Raw genomic sequence first — 26,026 nt, 5'->3', positions numbered from 1 at the left:
TCGTAAAAATTAACAGAATTTATTGATAATTTAGTAAATTTAAAATATAATCCAAGTATGAACTTGTCACAAAGGGGGAAGAAAATATGGAAACGAGGCAACAATGGGGAACGAGGGCTGGATTTATTTTCGCAGCGGTCGGCTCTGCCGTTGGATTAGGAAACATATGGCGTTTTCCTTATACAGCGTATGAAAATGGGGGAGGCGCATTCTTTTTACCGTACTTATTCGCATTATTAACGACTGGTATTTCATTATTGGCGTTTGAATTTGCTCTTGGGCATCGTCACCGTGGTTCCGCGCCACTTACGTTCTTCCGTATTAGTCCGCGTGCTGAATTTATCGGATGGTGGCAAATGTGTGTAACGTTTATCGTTTCAACATATTATGCAGTAATTATTGCTTGGTCTATTTCGTATACGTACTTTGCAATTACTGGAGCATGGGGGAAAGATACGCAATCATTTTTATTTAAAGAGTATTTGCATGTTGCAGATAAGCCTGGACAGTTTGGAGGGCTCGTACCGGAAGTATTAATTCCATTAGCTCTCGTTTGGATTATTGTGCTTGGTGTTGCATTCAAAGGAGTTAAAAAAGGAATTGAAGTGGTTAACCGCATTTTCATCCCTTTACTAGTTGTTATGTTCCTTATTATCGTAGTTCGTGCAGTGACGATGGAAGGTGCGATGCAAGGATTAGATGCATTCTTCAAACCAGATTGGAGTCGTATTTTTGATGGAAAGGTATGGCTTGCAGCTTATGGTCAAATTTTCTTTAGCTTATCTTTAGCATTTGGAATTATGATTACGTATTCTAGTTATTTACCGAAAAAATCAGATACAACAAATAATGCCTTTATTACTGGGTTTGCAAACTCAGGATTTGAATTATTAGCAGGGATTGGGGTCTTTGCAGCTCTTGGATTTATGGCAAACAATATGGGAGTGCCAGTTGATAAAGTAGCAAGTGCTGGTGTAGGACTTGCATTCGTAGTATTCCCGCAAATTATTAATGAATTACCGATGTCACCGTTATTTGGCGTATTATTTTTCTTATCATTAACGGTTGCCGGAATTACATCTCTCATCTCGCTTGCGGAAGTATGTTTTGCTGCCGTATCTGAAAAGTTCAGCTTAAGCCGCCAAAAAACAATTGGAATTATGGGGACGCTTCTCGTACTAGTTTCTCTTGTTTTTGCAACGCGTGGCGGGCTTATGTTCCTAGATGTTGTTGATTATTTCGCTAATAACTTCGGATTAATTTCAATTGCATTAGCGGAAGTAGTTACGATAGGGCTCATTCTACGACGTTTACCAGTTTATCAAAATCACGCAAACTTCGTATCTGATATTAAATTGGGGACGTTTTGGAGAGTGAGTTTACTCGTTATTACCCCGCTTATGTTAGGGTACATGTTAATTGATGGGACAATCCAAAATATTAAAAAGAACTACGGAGATTATCCAACGGAGTTTGTCGTAACGTATGGTTGGTCAATTGCAGCAGCTTTCCTTATCGTTGCATTAATCATTAGTATAAAGAAATGGAATGCACAAATACATTCAGATTCTGCTAAGCTTGAAAAAGAATGGAAAGATCGGGGTGTTTCATAATGAGCGGATCAGCGATTATGATGATGGTGATTGGTATGGTAGTCATTTGGGGAGGACTCGCATTAAGTATTGCAAATTTATTTAAGAAAAAGGCATAAACTAAAAAACATCTGTACCGAAACGGTACAGATGTTTTTTTATGAAAAAATTGTATTAGAAAAAAATTCAATAACCATACTACAACTACGAGGAAGAGTGAAGAGGTGAATAGAAATTGGAAAAAACAATTTATATTAAAATGCGTAATCGATTAAAAGTTTCTCCTACGTATGAAGTGAAACTACGTGATGTCGCTCAACTTGCCGGAGATACTGTGGTAGTTGAGTCGTTACAGGATGAGGTAGTTTACAAAATAACAGCGCATGATAAGACGCATGTTGTAATTGATGTTATGAAAATTATTGAGATTATTAGGCGAAAAGCGGCTCATATACAAATTAATTTACTCGGTTCTGGACAAACTCTTGTTGAAATTATATATGAAAAAAAGAAAGTACATCCGGTTTTCTTCGGACTTGTATGGTTGTTACTTTTTATTGGAGCGGCTCTTGCGATCATTTATTTCCATGAAGATGTAAGCATGCAACAAGTGCACCAGCGGTTATATTACATGATTACGGGAGAATTTAAGGCACAGCCACTGCTATTTCAAATTCCTTATTCAGTAGGTCTTGGGTTAGGTATGGTCTTATTTTTTAATCATGTATTTCAAAAGCGAATTAATGAAGAGCCGAGTCCGTTAGAAGTGGAGATGTTCCAATATCAGCAGTCACTTGACCAATATGTAATTGTTCATGAAAACAAGGACAATATGAAACAACTTGCCGATGATTGAGTCTGGGCTTGTTATTTTAATTGGTTTAGCGGGAGGAATTGCAGTGGGTAGCGGATATGTCGCATTTTTAGCTGTACTTGGTATAATCCCCCGTCTAGCTCAATTAACGAGAAGTGGAAAACACATTCAATATTTTGAGTGGGCAGTTATTGCAGGTACGTTAACAGGAGCTTGGTGTAGTTTGAAAAACATTACATTTCAAACGTCGCAATATTGGCTTGTTATATTAGGAATATTTTGTGGCACATTCATTGGAATGCTTGCAGCCGCATTAACAGAAGTGTTAAATGTTTTACCTATTTTAGCGAAACGAGTAGGGGTAGAAGGGAAAATCGTTGTTTTACTCGTTGCTCTTGTACTTGGCAAAGTAATAGGCTCATTGTTTCACTGGATTTATTTCGTAAAGTAGGAGGCAGTATATAAATGACAGGGCGAAAACTAAAGGATGATTACATAAATAAAGTGAAGGAGTACCATCCAAAACCAAACTATTTCCTAAATTGTGTCAAGGCATTTCTTGTAGGTGGATTCATTTGTACTGTCGGAGAAGTATTGATGAAATTTTATATACATTATTTTCATTTCAGTGAACAAGAGGCAGGAAATCCGACAGTTGCAACGCTTGTATTATTATCGGCGATTTTAACAGGTTGTGGTGTATATGATAAAATCGGTCAATTTGCTGGAGCGGGATCGGCCGTACCTGTTACGGGATTTGCGAATTCTATGGCGAGCGCTGCGCTAGAACATAAGAGTGAAGGAATTGTGCTTGGGGTTGCTACAAATATGTTTAAGCTAGCGGGAAGTGTTATCGTTTTTGGGGTCGTTGGTGCATACGTTATTGGATTAATAAGATATACTTTTAACATTTTTATGTCTTAAAGGAGGGGCTAGTATGAGGTTGACCGGAAAACAAACGTGGGTATTTCAAAATGATATTTATGTGAATGCAACCGGTACTGCTGTCGGTCCAAAAGAAGCTGAGGGCCCTCTTGGGAAGGATTTTGATATTTCATATGATGATTTACATTGCGGAGAGGAAAACTGGGAACTTGCTGAACGAAGATTAATGTCAGATTCAATTCAACAAGTCTTGCAAAAAGGAAATGTAAAAACATCACAAATTGATTTCTTTTTAGCGGGTGATTTATTAAATCAGACAGTGACAGCAAATTATGTTGCGCGTAAGTGGGGGATTCCCTTTTTAGGGATGTTTAGCGCTTGTGCAACCTCGATGGAGACTTTAGCGGTTGGATCAGCCTTTATAGATGGTGGATTCGCAAATCGTGTTTTAGCGACGGTAAGTAGTCATAATGCAACGGCTGAAAGACAGTTCCGTTATCCAACAGAGTATGGGGGACAAAAACCAGGAACAGCAAATTCCACTGTTACAGGTGCGGGATCCATATTAATTAGTAAAGAAAAAAGTTCTATTAAAATTACGGCAGCTACGATTGGAAAAGTGCAAGATTTAGGGATTGCGAATCCTTTAGATATGGGGTCGGCGATGGCACCTGCTGCTGCTCATACAATTCAACAACACTTTGAAGATTTGAAGAGAAGTGCAGCAGATTATGATTTGATTGTTACCGGTGATTTATCAGCTATTGGGACACCAATAGCAAAACAACTGTTACTGGAAGAAGGTTATGATCTTGGGCATATATATAATGATTGCGGATTAATGATTTATGATCCCGGTCAAGAAGAAGTATTTGCCGGTGGTAGTGGTTGTGCTTGTTCAGCTGTTGTCACATATGGTCATTTATTAAGCGAGATGCAAAAAGGGAATTTACAACGAATTTTTGTCGTTGCTACTGGTGCATTATTAAGTCCGATGATGATGCAGCAGAAAGAAACCATTCCAACAATTGCACATGGTGTCGTATTTGAGAGAGTGAAGGGAGAGTGAATTGTGGATTTTATATATGCATTTCTTGTAGGAGGCGCCATTTGTGTAATTGGACAGGTATTGTTAGATTTCGCAAAGCTAACACCAGCCCATTTAATGGCTACCTTTGTAGTTATAGGAGCAGTTTTAGATGGATTCGGATTGTACGATAAGCTTATAAAGTTTGCTGGTGCTGGGGCGACAGTTCCTATTACAAGTTTTGGACATTCACTATTACATGGGGCAATGCATGCGGCAGAAAAACACGGATATATTGGGATTGGTATGGGTATGTTTAGTTTAACGTCTGCAGGCATTTCTGCAGCGATATTATTTTCATTTTTTGTAGCACTTATATGTAAACCGAAAGGATAAATCAAATGAGACGAAGGGTTGTTTTGGTCACAGATGGAGATGAATATGCAAAGCGAACAATTGAGCTTTTAACGAAGGAATTTGGGGGAAGGTGTATTTCAGCATCACAAAGTAATCCAACCAAATTGACAGGGAAGAAAGTTGTTGAGCTTATTATGCAAACGCCATATGACCCTGTATTTGTCATGTTTGATGACAGTGGATTTATTGGAGAAGGATCTGGTGAAAAGGCTTTAAAATATGTAGCCACACATAAACAAATTGATGTACTGGGGATTTTGGCAGTAGCGTCTAATACACATCATTGGGAATGGGCACGTGTAGATGTCAGTGTAGATCGAAACGGGAATTTAACCGAATACGGTGTTGATAAATTTGGACTTCCAGATGGTGAAATTGGCAGAATTAGCGGAGATACAATTTATTGTTTAGATGATCTGAATGTTCCTGTCATTGTGGGAGTTGGTGATATTGGTAAGATGTGTGGAAACGATGAATGGGAGAGAGGATCACCTATTACTAGAAAAGCGATTCAATTAATTTTGGAAAGGAGTGGTTTTTATGACGAAGCCTAAAAAAGTGGATATCCCTATTTCATCTTTCATAAGTGATAATGAAAATTACTTAAAGCAAACAGCTGGACTGGGTGTTACATACGACGTTGGCATTCGTAAATTTCAAATTTTAAATAAAGAAATTGGTGTGTTATTTGTAAACGGACTTTGTGATACAAATTATATTATCCCTATTTTAGAAGAAGCGGTCGATACAAATGAGATAAGGGATGTAGAAGAAGATACAGTGAAGCTTTTAGAGAATCGTTTAATCCATCAACAAGTAAGCAAAGTGAAAACGATGGATGAGGTAATGCTCCAAGTATTATCAGGACTTATTGTTATATTTGTGGAAGGTGAAACGGAAGCGTTCGCAATAGATGTTCGCAGCTATCCAGGACGAACACCGACAGAACCTGATACTGAAAAAGTAGTACGCGGTGCGAGGGATGGATTTGTTGAAAATATCGTTGTAAATACAGCGTTAATTCGTAGGAGAATTCGAGATCCACGTCTTCGAAATGAAATGATTCGAGTAGGAGATAGATCCCAAACTGATATTTGTATTACATATGTTCAAGATGTTGCAAATCCAGATTTAGTAAAGATTATAAAGCAAGAATTAAATAACATTGATGTCGATGGAATTACGATGGCGGATAAAACAGTGGAAGAATTTGTTGTAAAGCAAAGCTATAATCCATTCCCGCTTATTCGATATACAGAAAGACCGGATGTAGCGGCGAATCATTTATTAGAAGGACATGTGTTAGTACTAGTTGATACATCACCGAGTGCTATGATTACTCCAACAACATATTTCCACCATTTACAGCATGCGGAAGAGTTTAGACAAAATCCAGCTGTCGGTACATTTTTACGTTGGGTACGCTTTTTAGGTGTCTTATTCTCCTTATTTTTACTACCATTTTGGTTAGTGTTTGTATTTGATCCAACTCTTTTACCAGAAAACCTTGCTTTCATTGGACCGACTAAGATGACACATTTACCAATTCTATTACAGGTGTTGATGGCCGAAATCGGACTTGAGTTTTTAAGGATGGCAGCCATTCATACGCCAACGCCGTTATCTTCTGCTGCAGGGTTAATTTCCGCCATATTAATTGGTCAAATAGCAATCGATGTAGGTTTGTTTGTACCAGAAGTTATTTTGTATGTAGCAGTTTCTATGATCGGTGCATATGCAACACCGAGTTATGAATTAGGATTAGGAAATAAAGTTGGAAAATTGTTTGTTATTATTTTAACAGGTCTCTTCCATGAGATGGGATTTGTAATTGGTATGACGATATTGATTTTATTTTTAACGTCTATAAAAAGTTTACAAACGCCTTATTTATGGCCGTTTTTACCATTTGATTGGGGTGCATTAACAAAAATTTTACTTCGCCCGACGATGTCTAGTTTAAAAGTACGACCAAGTATTGTAAGACCTCAAAATGTAAACAGACAAAAATAAACGGGATTATACACCCGTTTATTTTTTTAGCAAAAATTTATTGTTTTTTAACAAAAATCAAACATTTTTTGTGTACACTTAGAGTAGATATTGTGTATGGAAGGGGAAGAGGACATGATTAAATTATTTGTAAGTGATTTAGATGATACGCTCGTTTACAATGTGAATCATATGCAAAAAGAAGATGAACGTGCACTTTGTTGGTTAGCTGAAAAAGGGACAAATATTTGTTTTGCCTCTGGCCGCTTTACTCATCGAATTGATGAAGTCGTAAATAGGTTTGCATTCCCGTATTACACAACTAGTTTAAATGGAGCAACGATGTTACTGCCGGATGGAAAAATATTTCATGAATCAAGTTTTGAAGATGGGATTGCCCAGGAAATATATCGATATATCCATAAAAAGGGACTAGCAGATATTGTTTGTGCAAATGAGCAACGGTATACAAAAAGAAAGAATGAACATCATCATACTTTTGAAACGTATATGGGCGTGTATATTGCTGAGATAGAAGCATTAGAAGAGGAATTTGGTAAGACTGTACATCCTGCGAAATTGTTTGTTTTTGGGGAAGAAGAGACAATTGCAGCATTAGATCAAGAGTTACGAGATACATTTCAGAGCGAAGCGGAAGTTTTTATGTCTGGTAAACGCTATGTTGACATTATGCCAAGGGGAGTAAGTAAAGGGAGTGCTTTAAGGCGACTAATGGAACATTTACAAATTGAAGCAAATGAAGTTGCATGCATTGGAGATTCTTTCAATGATATTTCTATGTTTGAAGTAACTCCGCATTCATTTACTCTACATCATGCTCATCCATATGTGAAGAATAAGGCAAATCATATTGTTCGTTCGGTCGAAGAAGCTGTTATGAAATTGCCATTACTTGTATAAAAAAAGAAGCTCGTCACTGACGAGCTTCTTTTTACTTGAATAACGATTTAACAAAATCAATGATACTTGAGAAGAAATCTTTAACTTTATCTAGGAAACCTTGCCCTTCTTCAGATCCTAAAAAGGCAGAAACGTGTTCTTTTGCTTTATTTAACTGACTGCCAACTTGATTCCAATCGATATTAAGATTTTTCATTTTATCAAATAGCGCAACTAAGTTATCTAACTGTTCATCCGTTAATGTAATACCAAGTTGATCCGCAATTTTTTTAATTAATGAACGTAAATCTTCAGTCGTTTTTGGCTGTTCTTTGGCAATTTCTTCTTTAATTTTTGCAACAAGTTGAACTGCTTTTTCTTCACCAATTTTATCGCCGAGCTGGGCTGTTTGCACCATTTCTTCATTGGCTACTTTTTTTACTTCCTCAGGAATTGCTTTGTTCGATGTTGTTTCATAGGCTTTCATTAAACCGGTTAAAGCAGCAGTTCCTGAAACTTTAAATGGTGCAGTAATTTGAATTTCTGCATCTTTCACACCTGCTGTAATAAGTGCGTTTGTGTACATTGCATCTGTTATCGAATTAATGTTTTTTGAACGTACAATGAGACCAGAACCTGGCTTTGTGTATGTAATCATAGAAGAGGAAATTGCTCTCGTACCAATTTGGGCTTTTGGAACAATCCCTTCTAGAAATTTATGTTCTTCCGCATTAGACACAGTAATGATTGTAGCATCTTTTGGTGCTTTCATTTCTTTTAACAGATCTTGTTTTTGTTGTTCAGACAAGTTTTCTCCTAGTGTAACAATTGATTCTCCTTCGATGATGTCTGCAAACGAAGCTGTTGGCATCATAAATACCGTTACAGCCAATAGCAGAGCTAGTAATTTCGTTTTCACGAAAAATCGCTCCCTTTCTCTTTCTAAAATTTTCGGGCAACACAGTTATTATAGTATATATTTCTTATTTGTCACCTAGCTTTTTCCACATTTCGAAAAAGAAGTATCTAGATTGTCGGATTCTTTTTGTTTCTAGTCATGAATGTGGTAATATAGTGCTGAGATAGTTGAAAGGAGACATATACGTATGAAAACTTTAGGATACATATTAATGGAAAATGGTGAAAAAATCGAGTTAGAATTTTTCCCAGAAGAGGCACCAAAAACAGTAGAAAACTTTAAAAAACTAGCAGAGCAAGGATTTTATGATGGTGTGACATTCCACCGCGTTATTCCTGGCTTCGTAAGCCAAGGTGGAGATCCAACAGGAACAGGTGCAGGTGGCCCAGGTTACTCTATCCCATGTGAAACTGATGGAAATCCTCATAGACACCTTGTAGGTTCACTTTCTATGGCTCATGCTGGCCGTAATACAGGCGGTAGCCAATTCTTTGTTGTTCATGAGCCACAACCGCATTTAGATGGTGTACATACTGTATTCGGTAAAGCAACAAGCGGTATTGAAACAGTATTAAACATGCGTCAAGGTGATGTAATGAAAGAAGTTAAAGTTTGGGAAGAATAAGTTAATGGGAAAAGAGAGCTATGGCTCTCTTTTTTGTTTTTTAATAGGAATGGGTATTTCGTTTGCAGTACATGATACAAGTAGTACTGTTATTGTAGCGAAAATATGGCGCTTATAAGAACAAAATTTTAACAAATTACATAGAATACATTAGATTTCATGTTTCAATAAATATTTTTATTACATTAATTTTGCTAGAATTCATTTGCTCTCAGGTGATGAATATTGGAGTGGTAATGAGCGGTGGATGTTTCTTTTTACTTTCATATAACAGCGTTTCTTTGTTAATCTACTTAGAAAAAATAGTACTGAAACATATATTTGACTTTCTTCTTTTCGCTTTGTATGATTATCAAGTTGTTTTAGGCCCTTCTCACTCTGTTGAAAATATTGTAAAATGAATGTGATATGAAAAGAGTGGTTGAGGGGATTAATAGTTTGTAACTTTTGTAAGAAGGGATAAGGGTTATGTTAATTCGTTTTAAAAAAAGTTATGAAAAGATTGCAATGGGGCTTCTTTCATTTATGCCAACTGAAAAAGATGTGAAAACATTACAATTGACTATGAAAGATTATGAAGCAAAGGATGATTGGCAATTGTATTTGTGGAAACAAAACGAAGATTTTGTTGGGATAATGGGGATTGTAAAAAAAGAGAATCAAGTGTTGGAAATTCAGCATTTGAGTGTGAACCCGTCTCATCGTCATATGGGTATTGGAACGAAGATGGTTCAAGAGTTAAAGAGTAAATTTCTTGAGTTTACAATTTGCGGAAATGAGCAAACAGCAAGTTTTTGCAAAAAGTGTAAAGGGCTAGAACAAAATATACATTCGTAAAAGCAGAGATAAGTGGTTTATTATCTCTGCTTTCTTTTTTGTAATTGTTCGTTTCGTTCAGCGATGACCTCTGTTCGATCACGTAATGTGTGCTTATGTATTATATATTCATTAGAAGTAGCATTCACGTCTTTCCAAGGAAGGTTTTGTTTCTGACATAATTCCATGCAGTGCTTTTCTAATGCTGTATCCGATAACGGTAAAAATAACGGTGTAAAACTCTCTTCTTTCTGTATAGATTGCAATCTATCCTGGAGTAAGCATAGAAGTTGTGTCTGATTTATTCCTAAACGTAGTAAAGGTGCACTGTTTTTTTCTAAAATCGTTATGGCGCTTTTCATCATCTTTTCTGAGCCATTCCAGTTAGAGCGTCTTTGATGGTATAAAGAAACTGCAATTTGAATAAGACCGACTAAATAATTATCACGATTTCCTCTCGGTTTTGTTTTCCAATATTCTTCCAGTGTTTCGTGGCATTCAAAATAATCATAATCTCCGTGAAAATGAATTAAAAATTGTATGTATTCGGTAGGATACATTTTCTTCACCCCTGTTTAACGGTTATAAATACAAGTGTATCATAGAAATATAAACAATAAACGACTAGGGAATTGTCCCTAGTCGTTATTGTTCATATTAGCAGAAGCAAGCTGCCCCTACAATAATTAGTAAAATAAACAATACAACAAGTAATGCGAACCCACCGCTAAAACCGCAATCAACGTGACCCATAGTTTTTTGACCTCCTACATTGTTCTTACTACACTGTTATCATATGAAGCGGTGGGCATGATGATATAGGCATAGGTCTATTTTTAATTAAATTTCTTAAAAAGGTTGGATAGAACATGAGTATGCTCTATACTTATGTTGTTATAGAAAAAATGTGGTGGGATGCTTTGTGCAGTATAATTTTAAAGTAGAGGCTTTTGAAGGGCCTTTAGATTTATTGTTACATTTAATACATCGTTATGAAATTGACATATATAATATTCCTGTAGCGGAAATTACAGAGCAATATTTATCTTATGTTCATACGATGAAAGAACTACAATTAGATGTTGCAAGTGAGTATTTAGTAATGGCTGCGACTTTATTACAAATTAAAAGTAAAATGTTGTTGCCGAAACATGAAGAAGATGTACTTGATAACGGTGATGACTTTATAGATGATCCTCGTCAAGAATTGATGGAGAGGTTAATTGAATATAAGAAATATAAGCAAGTTGCTACTGAGCTAAAAGAAAGAGAACAAGAAAGAGCACAGCTATATACACGTCCGCCAATTGATTTTACATCGTTACAACAAGAAGAGGAGACAAACTTGCCTCTTGATGTTACGTTATATGATATGCTAGCGGCATTTCAAAAATTAATGCGCCGTAAAAAAGCAAAGAAACCTGTAACAACACGTATTACTCGTCAAGAAATACCAATTGAAAAGCGCATGATTGATATTTTAAAACAGTTAGAAATACAAGGTGGTCGTCAAAGTTTTTATGATTTGTTTGTTGATGATGAACGGGAAATAATGGTTGTAACATTTTTAGCGGTTCTTGAGCTTATGAAAAATCAACAAATCATAATTGAACAAGAACATAATTTTGATGAAATTTTCGTATCAAGCTCTACTAAATCTGCATAGATTTAGTATGGAAAATGGGATGGGAATAATATATCTCATGCTAGGTTTGAATGTATCGTTTGGAACAAGAGAAAAAATATTGAACCGAACGCATTGATTGTGATTCGGTTTTTTGATGTGTATTTTTATGGAGAAAATTGGAGGAAGGAGCTCGTAAAATGGATAGAAAAGAACAGAAATCAATCATTGAAGGGCTTTTATTTGTTTCTGGTGATGAAGGGATTTATCCAGAACAAATAGCGAAAGTGCTTGAGATTGAAGGAAATGAAGTAATCGATATTTTAGAAGAAATGCAAAAAGAATGTGAAGGTGCACACCGCGGTTTGCAAATTGTACAGTATGCAAAAGTATATCGTTTTGCTACAAAGAAAGAACATGCTTCGTACTATCAAAAATTAATAGATATCCCAACAGCTGCTTCACTTTCTCAGGCTGCTTTAGAAACGTTAGCGATTGTGGCATATCGTCAACCTATTACAAGGACTGAAATGGAAGAGATTAGAGGGGTGAAAACCGATAAGGCGTTACAAACGTTAGTTTCACACTTACTTATAAAAGAAATGGGAAGAGCAGAAGGGCCAGGGCGTCCTATTTTATATGGAACAACGAAAGAATTTTTGGATACATTTGGATTGAAAACATTAGATGATTTACCGGCACTTTCTGAAGAGAATGAACAAATGAATGAAGCAGATTTATTCTTTGGTTCTTTACAGGAGATATCGAAATAAAAGCTTAGCATTTTGCTAAGCTTTTTTTGTATATCAATTATATACCGTGCCATACTAATTGAAAAAAGGAGACGAGTTATGAGAAGTATGCGAGGTATTTTATTGTTAGTTTCTGTTTTGTTATGCTTTTCTTTAAATAGTGCATCGGCTAAAAGATATATGATGTCTATTCATACCGCGTCTCCTTTACATATGCAGCGGCAACATTTTGGTAAAATGAAAGTGAGTTTTTTAAAAGTTGGACAAGGTGATGCGACACTTATTACATTGCCAAATGGACAAACGATGTTAATTGACGGGGGACCTTATGAAGCCGGAGAGGTTATCATTCAAAAACTAATCGAAAAAGGGATTAACCATTTAGATGCTATCGTCAGTACGCATCCTGATATGGATCACATTGGAGGACTTATTCCGATTGTAGAGCAAATGCCGGTATCGCTTATATTAGATAGTGGAAAAACATATAGTTCTTTTACGTATCACACATACCGGAATCATATTAAAAAAAGAGGAATTCCTTTCGTTTCAGTAAAAGAGGGACAATACATACCGCTAGATCCGCATGTTTCCATACAAGTATTAAACAATGGGAAATCAAAAGATGAAAATAATGAATCTTCGATTGTGTTGAAGGTACGATACGGAAAAGCGGATTTTTTACTAATGGGTGATGCTGATGTGCGGACGGAAACTGAAATATTAAAGCAATTTGATGTACATGCAGATGTGTTAAAGGTGGGACATCATGGCTCTTATACTTCAACAAGTGAAATGTTTATAAAAAAAGTAGAACCACAGTTTGCGATTCTTTCATATGGAAGCAGAAATCCATATGGACATCCGCATCAAAGTGTAGTGAGACGCTTAAAACAGCATGGTATAATGATATATGGAACAAATAAACGTACAGTAGAAATGGAAACAGACGGCGAGCATATTACAATAGGCTCTAGTGGATTAATGCCATTACTTAAGTGAGTAATATGATAGGGGATATTCTCCCTTTTTGGAAAACTGAATAACATATATTATAATTGCAAGAGACGTACTAAGTTTCCTTTTTGTTAAACAAAGAGGAAATTTCATTCGAATGTCTAGACAACTACTCGTGCATATATTAAGATGGAATTAGGCGAATAAGGTAATAATAACAAGTAGGTATTTCATGGGAAAGGATCGATGAAAATGAAAACGCAAGTTGTCATCAATGCCAAAATTTATACAGGTCAAGAAGTAGTGGAAAACGGATTTATTCGTTACGCAGAAACAATTAAAGAAATTGGTTTGATGGCTCAATATGTATCACAAGAAAATGAAGCGGTTTTAGATGCAGCAGGGAAGATTGTGATTCCAGGTATGATTGATGTTCATATTCATGGTGGATACGATATTGATGCGATGGATGCAAATAGCGATGGATTAGTAACTCTAGGTAAAGAAATGTTAAAAGAAGGAGTTACAACTTACTTTCCAACAACAATGACACAAGCTCCAGAAGCAATCGAAGCGGCACTACATGCTGCGAAGGAAGCGAAAGAAAAAGGAGCACATTTCGAATATATTCACTTAGAAGGACCGTATGTTTCAAAAAAACGTGCAGGTGCACAACCACTTGAACATATTGTTCCTGCGAATATTGAACAATTTAAACAATGGCAGGAAGCAAGCGGGAATCTAATTAAATTAGTAACATATGCACCTGAAGAAGAAGGTGCATTAGAGTTTGAGCAGTATCTTGCTGAAACTGGTGTTGTTGGCACAATGGGGCATACAGATGCAATTGATGCGCAACTAAAAAATAGAAACATTACACATGCAACGCATTTATACAATCAAATGCGTGGATTACATCACCGAGAACCAGGAGTTGTTGGTCATGTGTTATTAAATCCAGATGTAATGGTTGAAGTAATTACAGATGGTATTCATATTCACCCTGATATGGTGAAATTAGCATATAAATTAAAAGGACCGAAAAAAGTAAGTGTTATTACTGACGCAATGCGTGCAAAAGGTCTTGAAGATGGATTATATGAGCTTGGCGGACAGCCAGTACATGTAAAAGATGGTAGTGCTCGATTAGAAGATGGAACGTTAGCTGGTAGTATTCTAAAAATGGATCAAGCTTTCCGAAATGTAATTGAATTTACAGGTTGTTCAATCGAAGATGCAGTACTGATGACATCAGTTAACCAAGCAGAAGAGTTTGGATTAAATCATAAAGGTGCATTAGCGGTAGGAAAAGATGCAGACTTTGTTGTGATGAATGAAGATTTACATGTATATGATACGGTTCGTTTAGGAATTCATATGAAGGAAGGGAAGTAATTAAATGAATATTCTTGTTGTAAAAACTCCAGAAGAACTAGCAGAAGCAGGATATAAATTAATTGAAGAAGTTGTAAAAACAAAAGAAAATCCAACATTAGGAATGGCTACAGGAAGCTCTCCATTAGGTATTTATGCAGAAATGCGAAAAAATAAACTTGATACAAGCCGTGTAACCACTGTAAACTTAGATGAGTACGTAAATTTACCACATGAAGATAAAAACAGCTATCACTATTTCATGCAAGAACAGTTGTTTGATCATCTTCCATTTAAACAAACTTATGTACCAAACGGGATGGCAAGTGATTTAGAGGAAGAGTGCAAACGTTACGAGGGCATTCTAGCTGCTAACCCAGTTGACCTACAGATTCTTGGAATCGGTGAAAACGGTCACATCGGATTTAACGAACCAGGAACACTGTTTAATTCTCCAACAAACATTGTTGAATTAACAGAATCTACACGCCAAGCAAACCTTCGCTTCTTCGAAAAAGAAGAAGATGTGCCAACGCATGCGATTACAATGGGAATTGGAAGCATTATGAAAGCGAAACAAATTCTACTTGTTGCTATGGGTTCTAAAAAGGCAGAAGCTGTGAAAGAATTATTGCAAGGTGAATATAGCGAAGCGTGTCCTGCTACAGTTTTACAACGTCATCCGAATGTAACCGTAATCGCTGATCAAGAAGCTCTATCTTTATGCAGTGAGGCGATTGCTGATGAACATCGACAAGTATTCACCATTTCCGATCTATTATCAGATTCAAGAGTGGGTGAAACAGCTAATTGAGGACGGCGAATGGAAGCCGGGAGATAAAATCCCATCTGAGAATGAACTTTGCGATAAGTTCGAAGTGAGTCGTATGACAATCAGACAGGCGATTAATAATTTAGTGGAACAAGGTTATTTATATCGGAAACGTGGAATCGGTACGTTTGTCCAACTTCCGAAAGTGGAACAAAAATTGCAAGGAATGACGGGATTCACAGAAGATATGATTTCTCGTGGGATGAACCCAAGTAGTCAATTACTTAGTTTCCGCCTAGTTCCAGCTACTGCGAAAATAGCAGACCGGTTGAGAATACAGGAGGGAGAGTCGGTTTATGAAGTGAGGCGTATACGTTTAGCTGATGATGAACCGATTGCTTTTGAGACGACATATTTGTCGCCAGCTCTTGTAAAAGATATTAACGAAGAAATATTGCAACAATCTTTATATGAACATTTAGAGAAAAAACTGGGCTTTAAACTTGTTAGCGCTACTCAATCAATTGAAGCTTCAATTGCAACGGATAATGAAGCTGAACATCTGCATATTCCTAAAAAGGCGCCAGTGCTTGTAATGCGTCAATGGTCATATTCAGAAGGTGAAGTACCGTTAGAGTATGTGAAATGTATTTATCGTGGGGATCGTTATAAGTTTATTACAAACATCGCACGTAACAAATAATATATTTCAGTTCGTGAAGTACAGTTAATGTCAAATTGTTTAACATGTAAAGAAAAAATACGACTCATCCTTACAAGGAGTGAGTCGTATTTTTATTATGAGTAATTACGTGGTTAACAGCATCTTTAACTGTATTTACTACATAGTGAGCGTGTTCTTTTACTGCTTCATCTGCTTGAGACATAGCAAAACTGTGAGGAGTTAAAGAAAACATCGGGATATCATTATAAGAATCCCCTATGCAAGCAACTTCCTCTGGTTGTAGTTGAAACTCTTTTAATAAAACAGAAATAGCAGCCCCTTTACTAATATTAGGTGGCATTACATCTAAACATTGTTCTGCTGAAATGAATGTACTAACTTTTCCATGGAATTTTTCATCAATTTTTTTCTGAAGGAGTTGTAAGCTTTCCTTTGTTCCACCGACAGAGATTTTATTTGGGAAAATTGTATCATCAATTTTCTGTAATAGATGCGGTTCTTCAACAGAAGTCATCGTTACTTGTTGTTCAAGCTCATGAATGAACGGTGTTTTCTCTTCAATGTAATAATTATGCTCATCACTTACATAACGAAAATAAGGATCTTCATTTGTCATTGCTAACAGATCAGGTAGAATACTCGAATCAAATGTTGCGGATAATAGTTGCTTGTTTTCATGTGTGTACACGAAAACACCATTTACACTAATACGATGGAAATTTGTATTTACAGCTTTCATTAAGTCTGCAATTTCATTATCCAATCGGCCAGAAGCGAAACAAAGAATAACATTTTGCTCAGCAAGACTACGAAGTGCTACAATATCTTGTTCGTCAATTAAACCTCCGTGTTGCATCATTGTACCATCGATATCACTTACAAACATTTTAATCATGTTGTTATCTCCTTTCTATGTACAGTTGCTCTTACATTATACGCATCATATATAAACATGTCTAAAAAATGAATTTTTATGAAATGGTAGATGTTTTACATTGACGACAAAGAAGAATGTTCTGTAACATAAAAGCAGGCTATTTAAGTACGAGGGTGGTGTTATATGAATAATTATCTAGAAATTAAAAAAGTTTTAAATAATAATGTCATCATTGCTAGCCATCCTGAACATGAGGAAGTAGTAGTGATTGGTAAAGGAATTGGATTTGGGAAAAAAGCGAAAGATGTATTGGAGCAAGAACAAATTGAAAAAATGTTTGTTTTAAAAAATGAACGTGATCGTGAACAATACAAACTGTTAGTGCCGCATGTGAGTGAAAAACTAATTGAATTAATGAATGATATTATGTTCTACATTCAAGAAAAAGCAAAATCACCATTGAATGAACATATTCATATCGCTTTAACAGATCATATTTCTTTTGCGATTAAGCGGTTAAAACAAGGACTTACAATTGATAATCCTTTTTTAGTTGAAACGAAAATGCTCTATCCAGAGGAATATGAAATTGCTGAAGGTGTTGTAGACCTTTTAAATTCTCGTTTGCAAATTACATTGCCAGAAGGAGAAATTGGTTTTATTGCACTCCATATTTACAGTTCGCTTACAAATTCAGATTTATCTTCAGTTAATCAAAACTCCCGTCTCATTGCACAGCTCGTATCTTTAATTGAGACAAACTTACAAATTACATTAGACCAAGAAAGTATCCACTATTTACGCCTTATCCGTCATTTACAATACGCAATTGAACGGGTAAAAAAAGGGGAAAAAGTAGAGGAATCACAAAGTTTTGCTGATTTATTAAAGGCAGAATATCCTGTCTGTTATAATTTAGCTTGGAAGCTAGTTAAGGTCATGCAAAAAGAATTGCAACTTCCTGTGTATGAAGCAGAGAGCATATATTTAACGATGCACCTGCAGCGCTTAGTGAAAGCAGAGCATGTGTAAAAAGACATATATTTTTGTCTAAAATGAAAACGTTAAAAAAAATCATTGAATCGCTTACAATAGTTATGTATAATAACTATTGCAAAGTTATACAAATTTCGACAAACACATTAAGGTAAGTAACGAAAACGTTTGCCTTAATTATAGTGAACTTATACGTAAACCTATTTTTGACACGTGTTACTGATTCGATCAGGCATGAGTGGAGAAAAGTAAGGAATGTAAGCTAGAGAAAGGGATATACTACCCTTTGTATAGCTATCGTTCTATCTTTTTTTCCTCATGTCTTTTTGGCGTTTGTCGGAAGGTATCAATATAGATAAGAGAGGAAGGGTTTCCATGTTTAAGAAGATCTTTGGTGTTCTTCAAAAAGTCGGAAAAGCGTTAATGCTTCCAGTAGCGATTTTACCGGCAGCAGGTATTTTACTTGGATTTGGTAATGCATTTCAAAATCCACAGTTAACAAATGTTATTCCTGCTTTAAAAGCAGATTGGTTCGTAATGGTAGCAAAAATTATGGAACAATCTGGTGATATTATTTTCGCTAACCTTGCATTATTATTCGCAGTTGGGGTAGCAATTGGTTTAGCTGGTGGAGACGGAGTAGCTGGATTAGCAGCGTTCGTCGGTTACTTAATTATGAATAAAACGATGAGTGTGTTCTTAGAAGTAGATAAGCTAGTGAAAGTAACAAGTTCTGGAGCAGACCCAGTAAAAATTGGATTTACAGATCCAGCATATGCAAACGTATTAGGAATTCCAACGCTACAAACGGGAGTGTTTGGTGGTATTATCGTCGGTATAGTAGCAGCATATTGCTACAATAAATACTTCAACATTGAATTACCATCATACTTAGGCTTCTTTGCAGGTAAGCGTTTCGTACCGATCGCAACTGCAACATTCTCTTTAGTAGTAGGTATAATCATGTGTTTCATTTGGCCATACATTCAAGGTGGCTTAAATACGTTCTCACATCAAATGATTGATGCGAATAGAACATTAGCAGCATTCATATTCGGTTTAATTGAACGTTCATTAATTCCATTTGGATTACATCACATTTTCTATTCACCGTTCTGGTTCGAATTCGGTCAGTATACAAATGCAGCTGGCGAATTAATCCGTGGTGACCAAAAAATCTTTATGGCACAGTTAAAAGACGGTGTAGAATTAACAGCAGGTACATTTACAACTGGTAAGTATCCGTTCATGATGTTCGGTCTTCCAGCAGCAGCATTAGCAATGTACCATGAAGCACGTCCTGAAAATAAAAAATTAGCAGCTGGTATTTTAGGCTCTGCTGCATTAACATCTTTCTTAACAGGTATTACAGAACCACTTGAATTTTCATTCTTATTCGTAGCACCAGTACTATTCGGAATTCACGCAGTATTCGCTGGTCTATCATTTATGACAATGCAAATTTTAGGTGTTAAAATTGGTATGACATTCTCTGGTGGTTTAATCGACTTTATGTTATTCGGTGTACTACCAGGCCGTACAGCATGGTGGTGGGTAATTATTGTTGGTCTTGTACTGGCAGTTATTTACTACTTCGGATTCCGCTTTGCAATCCGTAAATGGGATTTAAAAACACCTGGTCGTGAAGTAGCAAATGCGAATGACGGCGCAGGTAAAACAGAAGCAGGAGAACTTCCACGTGAAGTATTAGTAGCACTTGGTGGTAAAGAAAACATTGCTTCTTTAGACGCTTGTATTACTCGTTTACGTGTTCAAGTTAACGAACAAAAGAATGTAAACAAAGATCGCTTAAAAGAGCTTGGAGCAGCTGGTGTACTTGAAGTTGGAAATAACATTCAAGCTATTTTTGGACCGAAATCTGACACATTAAAATCACAAATTCATGATATTATGTCAGGTCGTACACCTCATGTTGAAAAAGAAGAGCCTGTAAAGGTAGAAGAAACTCCTAAACAAGTTGATGAAAACGAAACAATCGTATCACCAATTGAAGGGAAAATCTTACCGATTACAGAAGTACCTGATCAAGTATTCTCAGGAAAAATGATGGGAGACGGATTTGCAATCGAGCCAACAGAAGGAACAGTAGTTTCTCCAGTTAACGGTGAGATCGTCAACGTATTCCCTACAAAGCATGCGATTGGTATTCAATCTGAAGGTGGAAAAGAAATTTTAATCCACTTTGGTATTGATACTGTAAAATTAAATGGTGAAGGTTTTGAAGCACTTGTAGCACAAGGCGACAAAGTGAAACAAGGACAACCATTATTAAAAGTAGATCTTGCATTTGTAAAAGAAAATGCACCATCTATCATTACACCAATTGTCTTTACGAATTTACAACAAGGACAACAAGTCGAATTGAAAAAAGATGGAAATGTTAAGAAGGGCGAAAACGCTATTATTGACATTCAGTAGGAATTTGACGCAAAATGTTTATAATTATAATAGGCGATGTGGTTGACCGAACATCGCCTATTATATACAATAGATGATGTAGTACTCACGTCTATACAACTAAAAAATACTGTAATTTAAAGGAGATAAATTATCATGGAAAAAATCTTTAAAGTAACTAGCGACTCAGGAATTCATGCTCGTCCAGCAACTCTACTTGTAAACACTGCAAGCAAATTTGGTTCTGACATTAACTTAGAGTATAACGGAAAAAACGTTAACTTAAAATCAATCATGGGCGTTATGTCTTTAGGCATTCAACAAAACGCAGAAATTAAAATCACTGCAAATGGTGATGATGCAGCTCAAGCACTAGCAGCTATCGAAGAAACTATGAAAAACGAAGGATTAGGAGAATAATGACTCTTAACATTCAAGGGATCGCTGCATCAAGTGGGATTGCTATTGCAAAGGCTTTCAGACTTGAGAATCCTGAATTTAACATCGAAAAGAAATCAATTACAAACGAAGCTGCTGAAATTGCACGCTTAGACGCTGCGCTTGAGAAAGCAAAAACTGAATTAGAAGCAATTAAGGACCATGCTTTTGCTGAGCTGGGTGCTGATAAAGCTGCGATCTTTGAAGCACATTTATTAGTGTTAAATGATCCAGAACTAGTAAACCCAGTAAAAGATAAAGTAAATAGTGAAAAAGTAAATGCTGAATTTGCAATGGATGAAGTTGCATCAATGTTTATTTCTATGTTTGAAAACATGGATAACGAATATATGAAAGAACGTGCTGCGGACATTCGTGACGTAACAAAACGAGTTCTTGCACATTTACTAGGAATTAACTTCTCAAACCCTGGTACAATTTCTGAAGAAGTAATCATCATTGCTGAAGACTTAACACCATCTGATACAGCTCAGTTAAACCGTAAGTATGCAAAAGGTTTTACAACTGATATCGGTGGACGTACATCTCACTCTGCAATTATGGCTCGTTCTATGGAAATTCCTGCAGTTGTTGGTACGAAAGTTGTTATGGAGAAAATCCAAAACGGCGATATCGTAATCATCGACGGTTTAGATGGAGAAGTAATTGTAAATCCATCAGAAAAAACTCTTCGTTCTTTTGAAGAAAAGAAAGCGAAATTTGAAGAGCAAAAAACTGAATGGGCAAAATTAAAAGACCAAGCTACTGTAACAAGTGATGGACATCACGTTGAGCTTGTTGCAAATATCGGAACACCAAATGATGTACAAGGTATTATCGATAATGGCGGAGAAGGCGTTGGTTTATACCGTACAGAATTCTTATACATGGGCCGTGACAATCTTCCAACAGAAGAAGAGCAGTTCGAAGCGTATAAAGCAGTTCTTGAAGGTGTAAAAGAAGGTCAACCTGTTGTTGTTCGTACACTTGACATCGGTGGAGATAAAGAGCTTCCATACTTACATTTACCAAAAGAAATGAACCCATTCTTAGGATACCGTGCAATTCGCTTATGTCTTGATGAGCAAGATGTGTTCCGTACACAACTTCGTGCATTACTTCGTGCTAGCGTATACGGTAACTTAAAAATTATGTTCCCAATGATTGCAACTCTTGATGAGTTCCGTCAAGCGAAAGCAATCTTATTAGAAGAGAAAGCGAAACTTGTAGAAGCGGGTACAACTGTTTCTGATTCTATTGAAGTGGGTATGATGGTTGAAATTCCAGCTTCAGCAGTATTAGCAGATCAATTCGCAAAAGAAGTTGATTTCTTCTCTATCGGAACAAATGACTTAATCCAATACACAATGGCTGCAGACCGTATGAACGAACAAGTAGCTTACTTATACCAACCATATAACCCATCTATTTTACGTCTTGTAAAAATGGTTATCGATGCGGCTCATAAAGAAGGCAAATGGGCTGGTATGTGTGGTGAGATGGCGGGAGATTCACTTGCTATCCCATTATTATTAGGATTAGGTTTAGATGAGTTCAGTATGAGTGCAACATCTATTCTTCCTGCAAGAACACAACTAAGCAAGTTGTCAAAAGCAGAAATGGAAACATTAGCAGAAAAAGCATTAATGATGTCAACTGCTGAAGAAGTTGTTGAACTAGTTAAAAGCATATAATCAATAAAAAAACCTGAGTCGATTTGAAATCGGTCTCAGGTTTTTTCTATGAGAAAAGTAAATCTTATTTTCTTACTATAGAGGATAAGGAACAGAATTAGATAGCGATAGCAACGATATCAGTTGGGCATACACGTAAAATACCATTAAAAGTATTACGTTGACGGTTCTTATCATCTTTGTCGTCGTCTTTATTATCTTTGTCATTATTATTACGAGCTAAAGCAGAGAAAAGAGCAACACCGTTAGCGAAACCTTCAAAAATTACATTGTTGAAAGATCCGATACCTTTAATGCTTAAAAGAGAAAGCTCTGTTCCAACTGAAATGCTAGCAAGTACGTTACATACAGCTGGTTGTTGTGGTTTTACCTCTCTCTCTTTCTCGCGATGGTCACGATGGTCGCACTCTCTTTCACGATGATGACAGTCTCTAAAGTTATCACAGCATCCAAATGATCCAAACATAATCCTCATCACCCCCTTCACACTTATAATCTATGTAAGTTTGGTAATGAGTGACTGGACAGAGAGTGGAATTTTTTCTGGGGGATTTTCTCATTTTAAAAGACTAGCTGGGTATTTAGTACGGAATGATGTTTAAAATAGGGGAAATATCACAAAAAAGTGTAAAGACCACCGAAATGAATGAAATAGGTAGGCTTTACACTTTTTTACTTTTATATAAAACGATGATATATACAGGGAGAGCTAAGAGTAGTGGTGCAATGGATCTTGCAGTATGTTTTTCTGCGTCTAATTGGAACGTTTCTTCTTTTGGGAATTGTAACACTGATATGTTTGTAGCATCACCAATAAAATATAACAGCAGTACAGTTACTATGTAACTTAAAAGTGCGATAAAGCTTCCGTATGAACTCAATGAAAATCCCTCTCTTGTTATCTATTTGTTATCATTGTATCATAATTGTAACAAAAACACACGGTTATATTTCGATGCTTTAACAAAATTCGACACGAAACGCCATTTGTGTGTATGGGAATAGCATGAAATTTACTATTTTTTTATGTATAGATGTCGAATAATACATTGTAATATTACGGATGTGTGACAGAAGAAAAAGAAACGAAGGTAATGAAATTACCTTCGTTTCTTTTTTATCCCGTATTAACAGGCAGTAAGCCCCTCACATTGATTAAAGGTTCACTTTATTATTTTGCCCATTCACTCACTTGTTCTACACTCATTCGTGGTGCAGGATGACCTTTTAAAGTTGATTCACCAATTGTAATAAGCATAATTGGTACGTAACGAGATGAAACATTGAATTCTTCTGTAAGTGCTTGTGGGTTGAAACCACCAATAGCACAAGTATCCCAGCCAGTTGCTTTAGCCGCAAGCATAAGTTGCATTGCTGCTAAAGATGCATTTGAAAAGGCTGCATCTCTTGGGAATTGCTCACGAGCATATGCAGACTCAATATTTTTAGCTAAGCGCTCTTTTGCTTCTTCTTTCATAAATCCTTGTTCTACAATTGGACCATAAACTGGTTCAACGTTTTTATAAGCTTCTAAATCACCTAAAATAGCGACTACAGCAGAAGCATCAAGTATTTGTTGCTGGTTATAAGCAATTGGATGCAATCGTTTCTGTACATCTTCACCTTGGAATACAAGGAATTTCCAGTGCTGCAAGTTCCAAGCAGAAGGTGCTTGAGCAGCTCCCTTTAAAATCTCGTGTAACTCTGTAGATGAAATTTCTTTCTCTGGGTTGAATGCACGTGTAGATGTGCGTTCGTATAGAACATTAAAAAAGTTGTCGTTTGTCATTATATATCCTCCAAGTAACATATCAAATTATAAAAAAATACATGTAATATATTCTACTTACATTTTGTAAGTTGTCGAATTTAAGAATATAATATCTTTATTTTAATTGTCAAGTTTTAAAGAGGAAGCTAGGGCATTCATACAAACGATACAATTCCTATAATCATACACTAAAAAAGGAATTTATAGAGAAAAAGCGAAGAGAGCATTCTCAATTAGCTTGTTAATATGTATCCCTCACTCATTAAAGTATTTAGAGAACAGTCTTTTTATAAAATGTTTGTGAGGAATGCAGTAGAACAAGATATATGAAGTGAGTGAAGACTAGTGATGAACATACTACATTTTTTATTAGAGAATACGGTTTTCCAAAATGTATTACAAGATCTTCAGTTAAATGTCCTTTATATAGAAAATGGATGCACACATCAACAAACGATAGAAAATATTCATCCAAAATGTATGTTTATAGCAAATAGTTTTGAAGAAGGAGAATTATTGTATCAGAGGACTAAACCACATATTGTAATTATGTATGTAACAGATTTTTCTCAAATAAAATATATAAAGAATATGTATAATCCACAGAGTACATTTATTGTCATTTGGGATCAACAGATAACAAGCGAGTTTGCAGAGGTGCTTACGTTAGGAATACGTAATATTGTGATAGCCCCTGTGACCCCACAAATGGTGTTAGAGGAAGTGAATAAGAGTTTGTATCAGCTTTCTTTAGTGCGGCAAGTAAGTTTGCAACAAGAACTACTTCAAACGATGTTTGATTTTCAAAATGATCTATTATTTATAGTAGAAGACGATGAGATTGTTGATTGTAATACAAATTTTTTAGAGTTTTTCGGATATGAAAATTTATTTGCCTATCGTGAGCAACATTTAGTATTTGCTGAACATTTTATTAGAGAAAACGGATACTATTCAACAACTCACGATATAACATGGTTAGATGATACATTATCATATGATAGAAGAATTAAGATGTCCAATTATGAAGGGGAAGTGTCAACTTTTTTATTGCGCGCGACACCACTGCCAGAAGATTTATCAAGATTTATTGTGAAGTGTACAGAGATTACAGAATTAGATGAAATCTATCAAGAACAAGAAAGGCTTGCTATGATAGATTCGTTAACAGAGATTTATAATCGTTTGAAGTTCCAACAAATACTAGAGGCAGAATGGGATAATGCAATGCGTAACGATGAAAAAATAGCACTTATTTTATTTGACATAGATAATTTTAAAGCAGTAAATGACACGTATGGCCATGATTTTGGTGACTTAGCATTAATTCAGCTTGCAGAGCTTATGAAATCTAAAGTGGAGCAGCAACATGTATTTGCAAGGTGGGGAGGAGAAGAATTTATTATATTAGTAACTAACACAGTAGAAAAAGAAGCATTTCAGGTTGCGGAATCATTACGATTTTTCATTGAAACAAAGCAGTTCTCCGGAATTTCGAAATTAACAGCGAGTTTTGGAGTCGCGTTATATGAACAAGGGATTACAAGAGAAGAATTAATGCAACGAGCGGATATTGCATTATATGAAGCGAAAAAAAATGGAAAAAATCAAGTGTGTGTATATAGAAAAGAAAAAATGTAATTTTTCGCAACAAATTGTTGCGATTTTTTTTTATTGTTTG

30 protein-coding genes are annotated in these 26,026 nt (G+C 35.9%); 23 read left to right on the top strand and 7 right to left on the bottom strand.

Annotated features, from left to right (window positions below; all coding sequences use genetic code 11):
• The first annotated feature begins 86 nt into the window (after window positions 1–86).
• The 10 genes from DM800_RS07855 (at window position 87) to DM800_RS07810 (ending at window position 7,648) form a co-directional block, all read left to right on the top strand.
• Window positions 87–1,613: a sodium-dependent transporter gene (locus DM800_RS07855; protein WP_147786681.1), complete on the top strand. Its 1,527-nt coding sequence runs from the start codon at window positions 87–89 to the stop codon at window positions 1,611–1,613.
• Complete coding sequence (locus DM800_RS07850) at window positions 1,613–1,711, top strand: methionine/alanine import family NSS transporter small subunit (protein WP_000016829.1); 99 nt, start codon at window positions 1,613–1,615, stop codon at window positions 1,709–1,711. The genes DM800_RS07855 and DM800_RS07850 overlap by 1 nt, the downstream gene beginning before the upstream one ends.
• A 116-nt stretch (window positions 1,712–1,827) precedes the next feature.
• On the top strand, window positions 1,828–2,448 hold the full coding sequence (gene spoVAA / locus DM800_RS07845) for a stage V sporulation protein SpoVAA (protein ID WP_098857181.1): 621 nt from the start codon (window positions 1,828–1,830) through the stop codon (window positions 2,446–2,448).
• Window positions 2,441–2,857, top strand: a complete 417-nt coding sequence (gene spoVAB, locus DM800_RS07840; RefSeq protein ID WP_000572948.1) for a stage V sporulation protein SpoVAB — start codon at window positions 2,441–2,443, stop codon at window positions 2,855–2,857. Before spoVAA ends, spoVAB begins: the two co-directional genes overlap by 8 nt.
• Window positions 2,858–2,871: 14 nt before the next feature.
• The gene (gene spoVAC / locus DM800_RS07835) at window positions 2,872–3,330 is read left to right on the top strand and encodes a stage V sporulation protein AC (RefSeq protein ID WP_000147730.1); all 459 of its coding nucleotides are present in this window, start codon (window positions 2,872–2,874) and stop codon (window positions 3,328–3,330) included.
• Between the two features lie 13 nt (window positions 3,331–3,343).
• Window positions 3,344–4,360: a stage V sporulation protein AD gene (gene spoVAD / locus DM800_RS07830; RefSeq protein WP_147786680.1), complete on the top strand. Its 1,017-nt coding sequence runs from the start codon at window positions 3,344–3,346 to the stop codon at window positions 4,358–4,360.
• Window positions 4,361–4,363: 3 nt separating this feature from the next.
• Window positions 4,364–4,714, top strand: a complete 351-nt coding sequence (gene spoVAE / locus DM800_RS07825) for a stage V sporulation protein AE (RefSeq protein ID WP_000345909.1) — start codon at window positions 4,364–4,366, stop codon at window positions 4,712–4,714.
• A gap of 5 nt (window positions 4,715–4,719) precedes the next feature.
• Window positions 4,720–5,289, top strand: a complete 570-nt coding sequence (spoVAEA, locus tag DM800_RS07820) for a stage V sporulation protein SpoVABEA (RefSeq protein ID WP_001254416.1) — start codon at window positions 4,720–4,722, stop codon at window positions 5,287–5,289.
• Window positions 5,276–6,748: a spore germination protein SpoVAF gene (gene spoVAF, locus DM800_RS07815; RefSeq protein ID WP_147786679.1), complete on the top strand. Its 1,473-nt coding sequence runs from the start codon at window positions 5,276–5,278 to the stop codon at window positions 6,746–6,748. The genes spoVAEA and spoVAF overlap by 14 nt, the downstream gene beginning before the upstream one ends.
• 96 nt (window positions 6,749–6,844) lie before the next feature.
• Complete coding sequence (locus DM800_RS07810; protein ID WP_147786678.1) at window positions 6,845–7,648, top strand: Cof-type HAD-IIB family hydrolase; 804 nt, start codon at window positions 6,845–6,847, stop codon at window positions 7,646–7,648.
• 31 nt (window positions 7,649–7,679) lie between these two features.
• On the opposite strand, the gene DM800_RS07805 is transcribed toward DM800_RS07810, so the two are convergent.
• Window positions 7,680–8,546, bottom strand: coding sequence for a DUF1002 domain-containing protein (locus DM800_RS07805; RefSeq protein WP_000850509.1), 867 nt, complete (start codon window positions 8,544–8,546; stop codon window positions 7,680–7,682).
• A gap of 187 nt (window positions 8,547–8,733) precedes the next feature.
• On the opposite strand from DM800_RS07805, the gene DM800_RS07800 reads away from it, so the two are divergent.
• Together DM800_RS07800 and ribT are read left to right on the top strand one after the other, a co-directional pair.
• A complete protein-coding gene (locus tag DM800_RS07800; RefSeq protein ID WP_000853789.1) occupies window positions 8,734–9,171 on the top strand; it encodes a peptidylprolyl isomerase in 438 nt (145 codons plus the stop codon).
• Between the two features lie 468 nt (window positions 9,172–9,639).
• Complete coding sequence (gene ribT / locus DM800_RS07790) at window positions 9,640–10,008, top strand: GNAT family N-acetyltransferase RibT (RefSeq protein ID WP_000908397.1); 369 nt, start codon at window positions 9,640–9,642, stop codon at window positions 10,006–10,008.
• Between the two features lie 20 nt (window positions 10,009–10,028).
• Here ribT and DM800_RS07785 read toward each other — a convergent pair whose 3' ends face one another.
• Both DM800_RS07785 and DM800_RS07780 read right to left on the bottom strand, forming a co-directional pair.
• Complete coding sequence (locus tag DM800_RS07785; protein WP_088064344.1) at window positions 10,029–10,547, bottom strand: DUF309 domain-containing protein; 519 nt, start codon at window positions 10,545–10,547, stop codon at window positions 10,029–10,031.
• A 97-nt stretch (window positions 10,548–10,644) separates the two neighbouring features.
• A complete protein-coding gene (locus DM800_RS07780) occupies window positions 10,645–10,740 on the bottom strand; it encodes a YjcZ family sporulation protein (protein WP_000510194.1) in 96 nt (31 codons plus the stop codon).
• A 169-nt stretch (window positions 10,741–10,909) separates the two neighbouring features.
• On the opposite strand from DM800_RS07780, the gene scpA reads away from it, so the two are divergent.
• The 6 genes from scpA (at window position 10,910) to phnF (ending at window position 16,169) form a co-directional block, all read left to right on the top strand.
• Window positions 10,910–11,653, top strand: a complete 744-nt coding sequence (gene scpA, locus DM800_RS07775) for a segregation/condensation protein A (RefSeq protein ID WP_001199757.1) — start codon at window positions 10,910–10,912, stop codon at window positions 11,651–11,653.
• 158 nt (window positions 11,654–11,811) lie between these two features.
• Complete coding sequence (scpB, locus tag DM800_RS07765; RefSeq protein ID WP_000375162.1) at window positions 11,812–12,384, top strand: segregation/condensation protein ScpB; 573 nt, start codon at window positions 11,812–11,814, stop codon at window positions 12,382–12,384.
• Between the two features lie 78 nt (window positions 12,385–12,462).
• A complete protein-coding gene (locus DM800_RS07760; RefSeq protein WP_001257286.1) occupies window positions 12,463–13,365 on the top strand; it encodes a ComEC/Rec2 family competence protein in 903 nt (300 codons plus the stop codon).
• A gap of 207 nt (window positions 13,366–13,572) precedes the next feature.
• Window positions 13,573–14,715, top strand: a complete 1,143-nt coding sequence (nagA, locus tag DM800_RS07755) for an N-acetylglucosamine-6-phosphate deacetylase (RefSeq protein ID WP_002107769.1) — start codon at window positions 13,573–13,575, stop codon at window positions 14,713–14,715.
• 4 nt (window positions 14,716–14,719) lie between these two features.
• A complete protein-coding gene (gene nagB, locus DM800_RS07750) occupies window positions 14,720–15,508 on the top strand; it encodes a glucosamine-6-phosphate deaminase (protein WP_001024205.1) in 789 nt (262 codons plus the stop codon).
• Entirely contained in the window at window positions 15,438–16,169 is a 732-nt protein-coding gene (phnF, locus tag DM800_RS07745; protein ID WP_002194085.1) for a phosphonate metabolism transcriptional regulator PhnF, read from the top strand. The genes nagB and phnF overlap by 71 nt, the downstream gene beginning before the upstream one ends.
• 70 nt (window positions 16,170–16,239) lie before the next feature.
• On the opposite strand, the gene DM800_RS07740 is transcribed toward phnF, so the two are convergent.
• Window positions 16,240–17,046: a Cof-type HAD-IIB family hydrolase gene (locus DM800_RS07740; RefSeq protein WP_046956417.1), complete on the bottom strand. Its 807-nt coding sequence runs from the start codon at window positions 17,044–17,046 to the stop codon at window positions 16,240–16,242.
• Between the two features lie 165 nt (window positions 17,047–17,211).
• Here DM800_RS07740 and glcT point away from each other — a divergent pair, with 165 nt between their 5' ends.
• From glcT to ptsP, 4 genes are all read left to right on the top strand, one after another.
• Window positions 17,212–18,060, top strand: a complete 849-nt coding sequence (glcT, locus tag DM800_RS07735) for a glucose PTS transporter transcription antiterminator GlcT (protein WP_001067321.1) — start codon at window positions 17,212–17,214, stop codon at window positions 18,058–18,060.
• A gap of 339 nt (window positions 18,061–18,399) precedes the next feature.
• Window positions 18,400–20,463, top strand: coding sequence for a PTS glucose transporter subunit IIABC (gene ptsG / locus DM800_RS07730; RefSeq protein WP_000473194.1), 2,064 nt, complete (start codon window positions 18,400–18,402; stop codon window positions 20,461–20,463).
• Between the two features lie 135 nt (window positions 20,464–20,598).
• On the top strand, window positions 20,599–20,862 hold the full coding sequence (ptsH, locus tag DM800_RS07725; RefSeq protein WP_000411080.1) for a phosphocarrier protein HPr: 264 nt from the start codon (window positions 20,599–20,601) through the stop codon (window positions 20,860–20,862).
• Complete coding sequence (gene ptsP / locus DM800_RS07720) at window positions 20,862–22,574, top strand: phosphoenolpyruvate--protein phosphotransferase (protein ID WP_088059565.1); 1,713 nt, start codon at window positions 20,862–20,864, stop codon at window positions 22,572–22,574. The genes ptsH and ptsP overlap by 1 nt, the downstream gene beginning before the upstream one ends.
• Window positions 22,575–22,671: 97 nt before the next feature.
• Here ptsP and DM800_RS07715 read toward each other — a convergent pair whose 3' ends face one another.
• From DM800_RS07715 to DM800_RS07705, 3 genes are all read right to left on the bottom strand, one after another.
• Complete coding sequence (locus DM800_RS07715; RefSeq protein ID WP_048562405.1) at window positions 22,672–23,040, bottom strand: DUF3915 domain-containing protein; 369 nt, start codon at window positions 23,038–23,040, stop codon at window positions 22,672–22,674.
• A gap of 196 nt (window positions 23,041–23,236) precedes the next feature.
• Window positions 23,237–23,455, bottom strand: coding sequence for a hypothetical protein (locus DM800_RS07710; protein ID WP_000100492.1), 219 nt, complete (start codon window positions 23,453–23,455; stop codon window positions 23,237–23,239).
• A 290-nt stretch (window positions 23,456–23,745) separates the two neighbouring features.
• Entirely contained in the window at window positions 23,746–24,363 is a 618-nt protein-coding gene (locus DM800_RS07705) for a nitroreductase family protein (RefSeq protein WP_000180385.1), read from the bottom strand.
• 330 nt (window positions 24,364–24,693) lie between these two features.
• On the opposite strand from DM800_RS07705, the gene DM800_RS07700 reads away from it, so the two are divergent.
• Window positions 24,694–25,986 carry a GGDEF domain-containing protein gene (locus DM800_RS07700; protein WP_147786677.1) on the top strand — a complete coding sequence of 431 codons (1,293 nt, stop codon included), beginning with the start codon at window positions 24,694–24,696 and terminating at the stop codon, window positions 25,984–25,986.
• The last annotated feature ends 40 nt before the right edge of the window (window positions 25,987–26,026 follow it).

The organism is Bacillus sp. AY18-3, from assembly GCF_008042305.1.
GTDB lineage: Bacteria > Bacillota > Bacilli > Bacillales > Bacillaceae_G > Bacillus_A > Bacillus_A wiedmannii.
The sequence above is the reverse complement of the archived record's forward strand: the minus strand, read 5'-3'. Positions and strand labels throughout refer to the sequence as shown.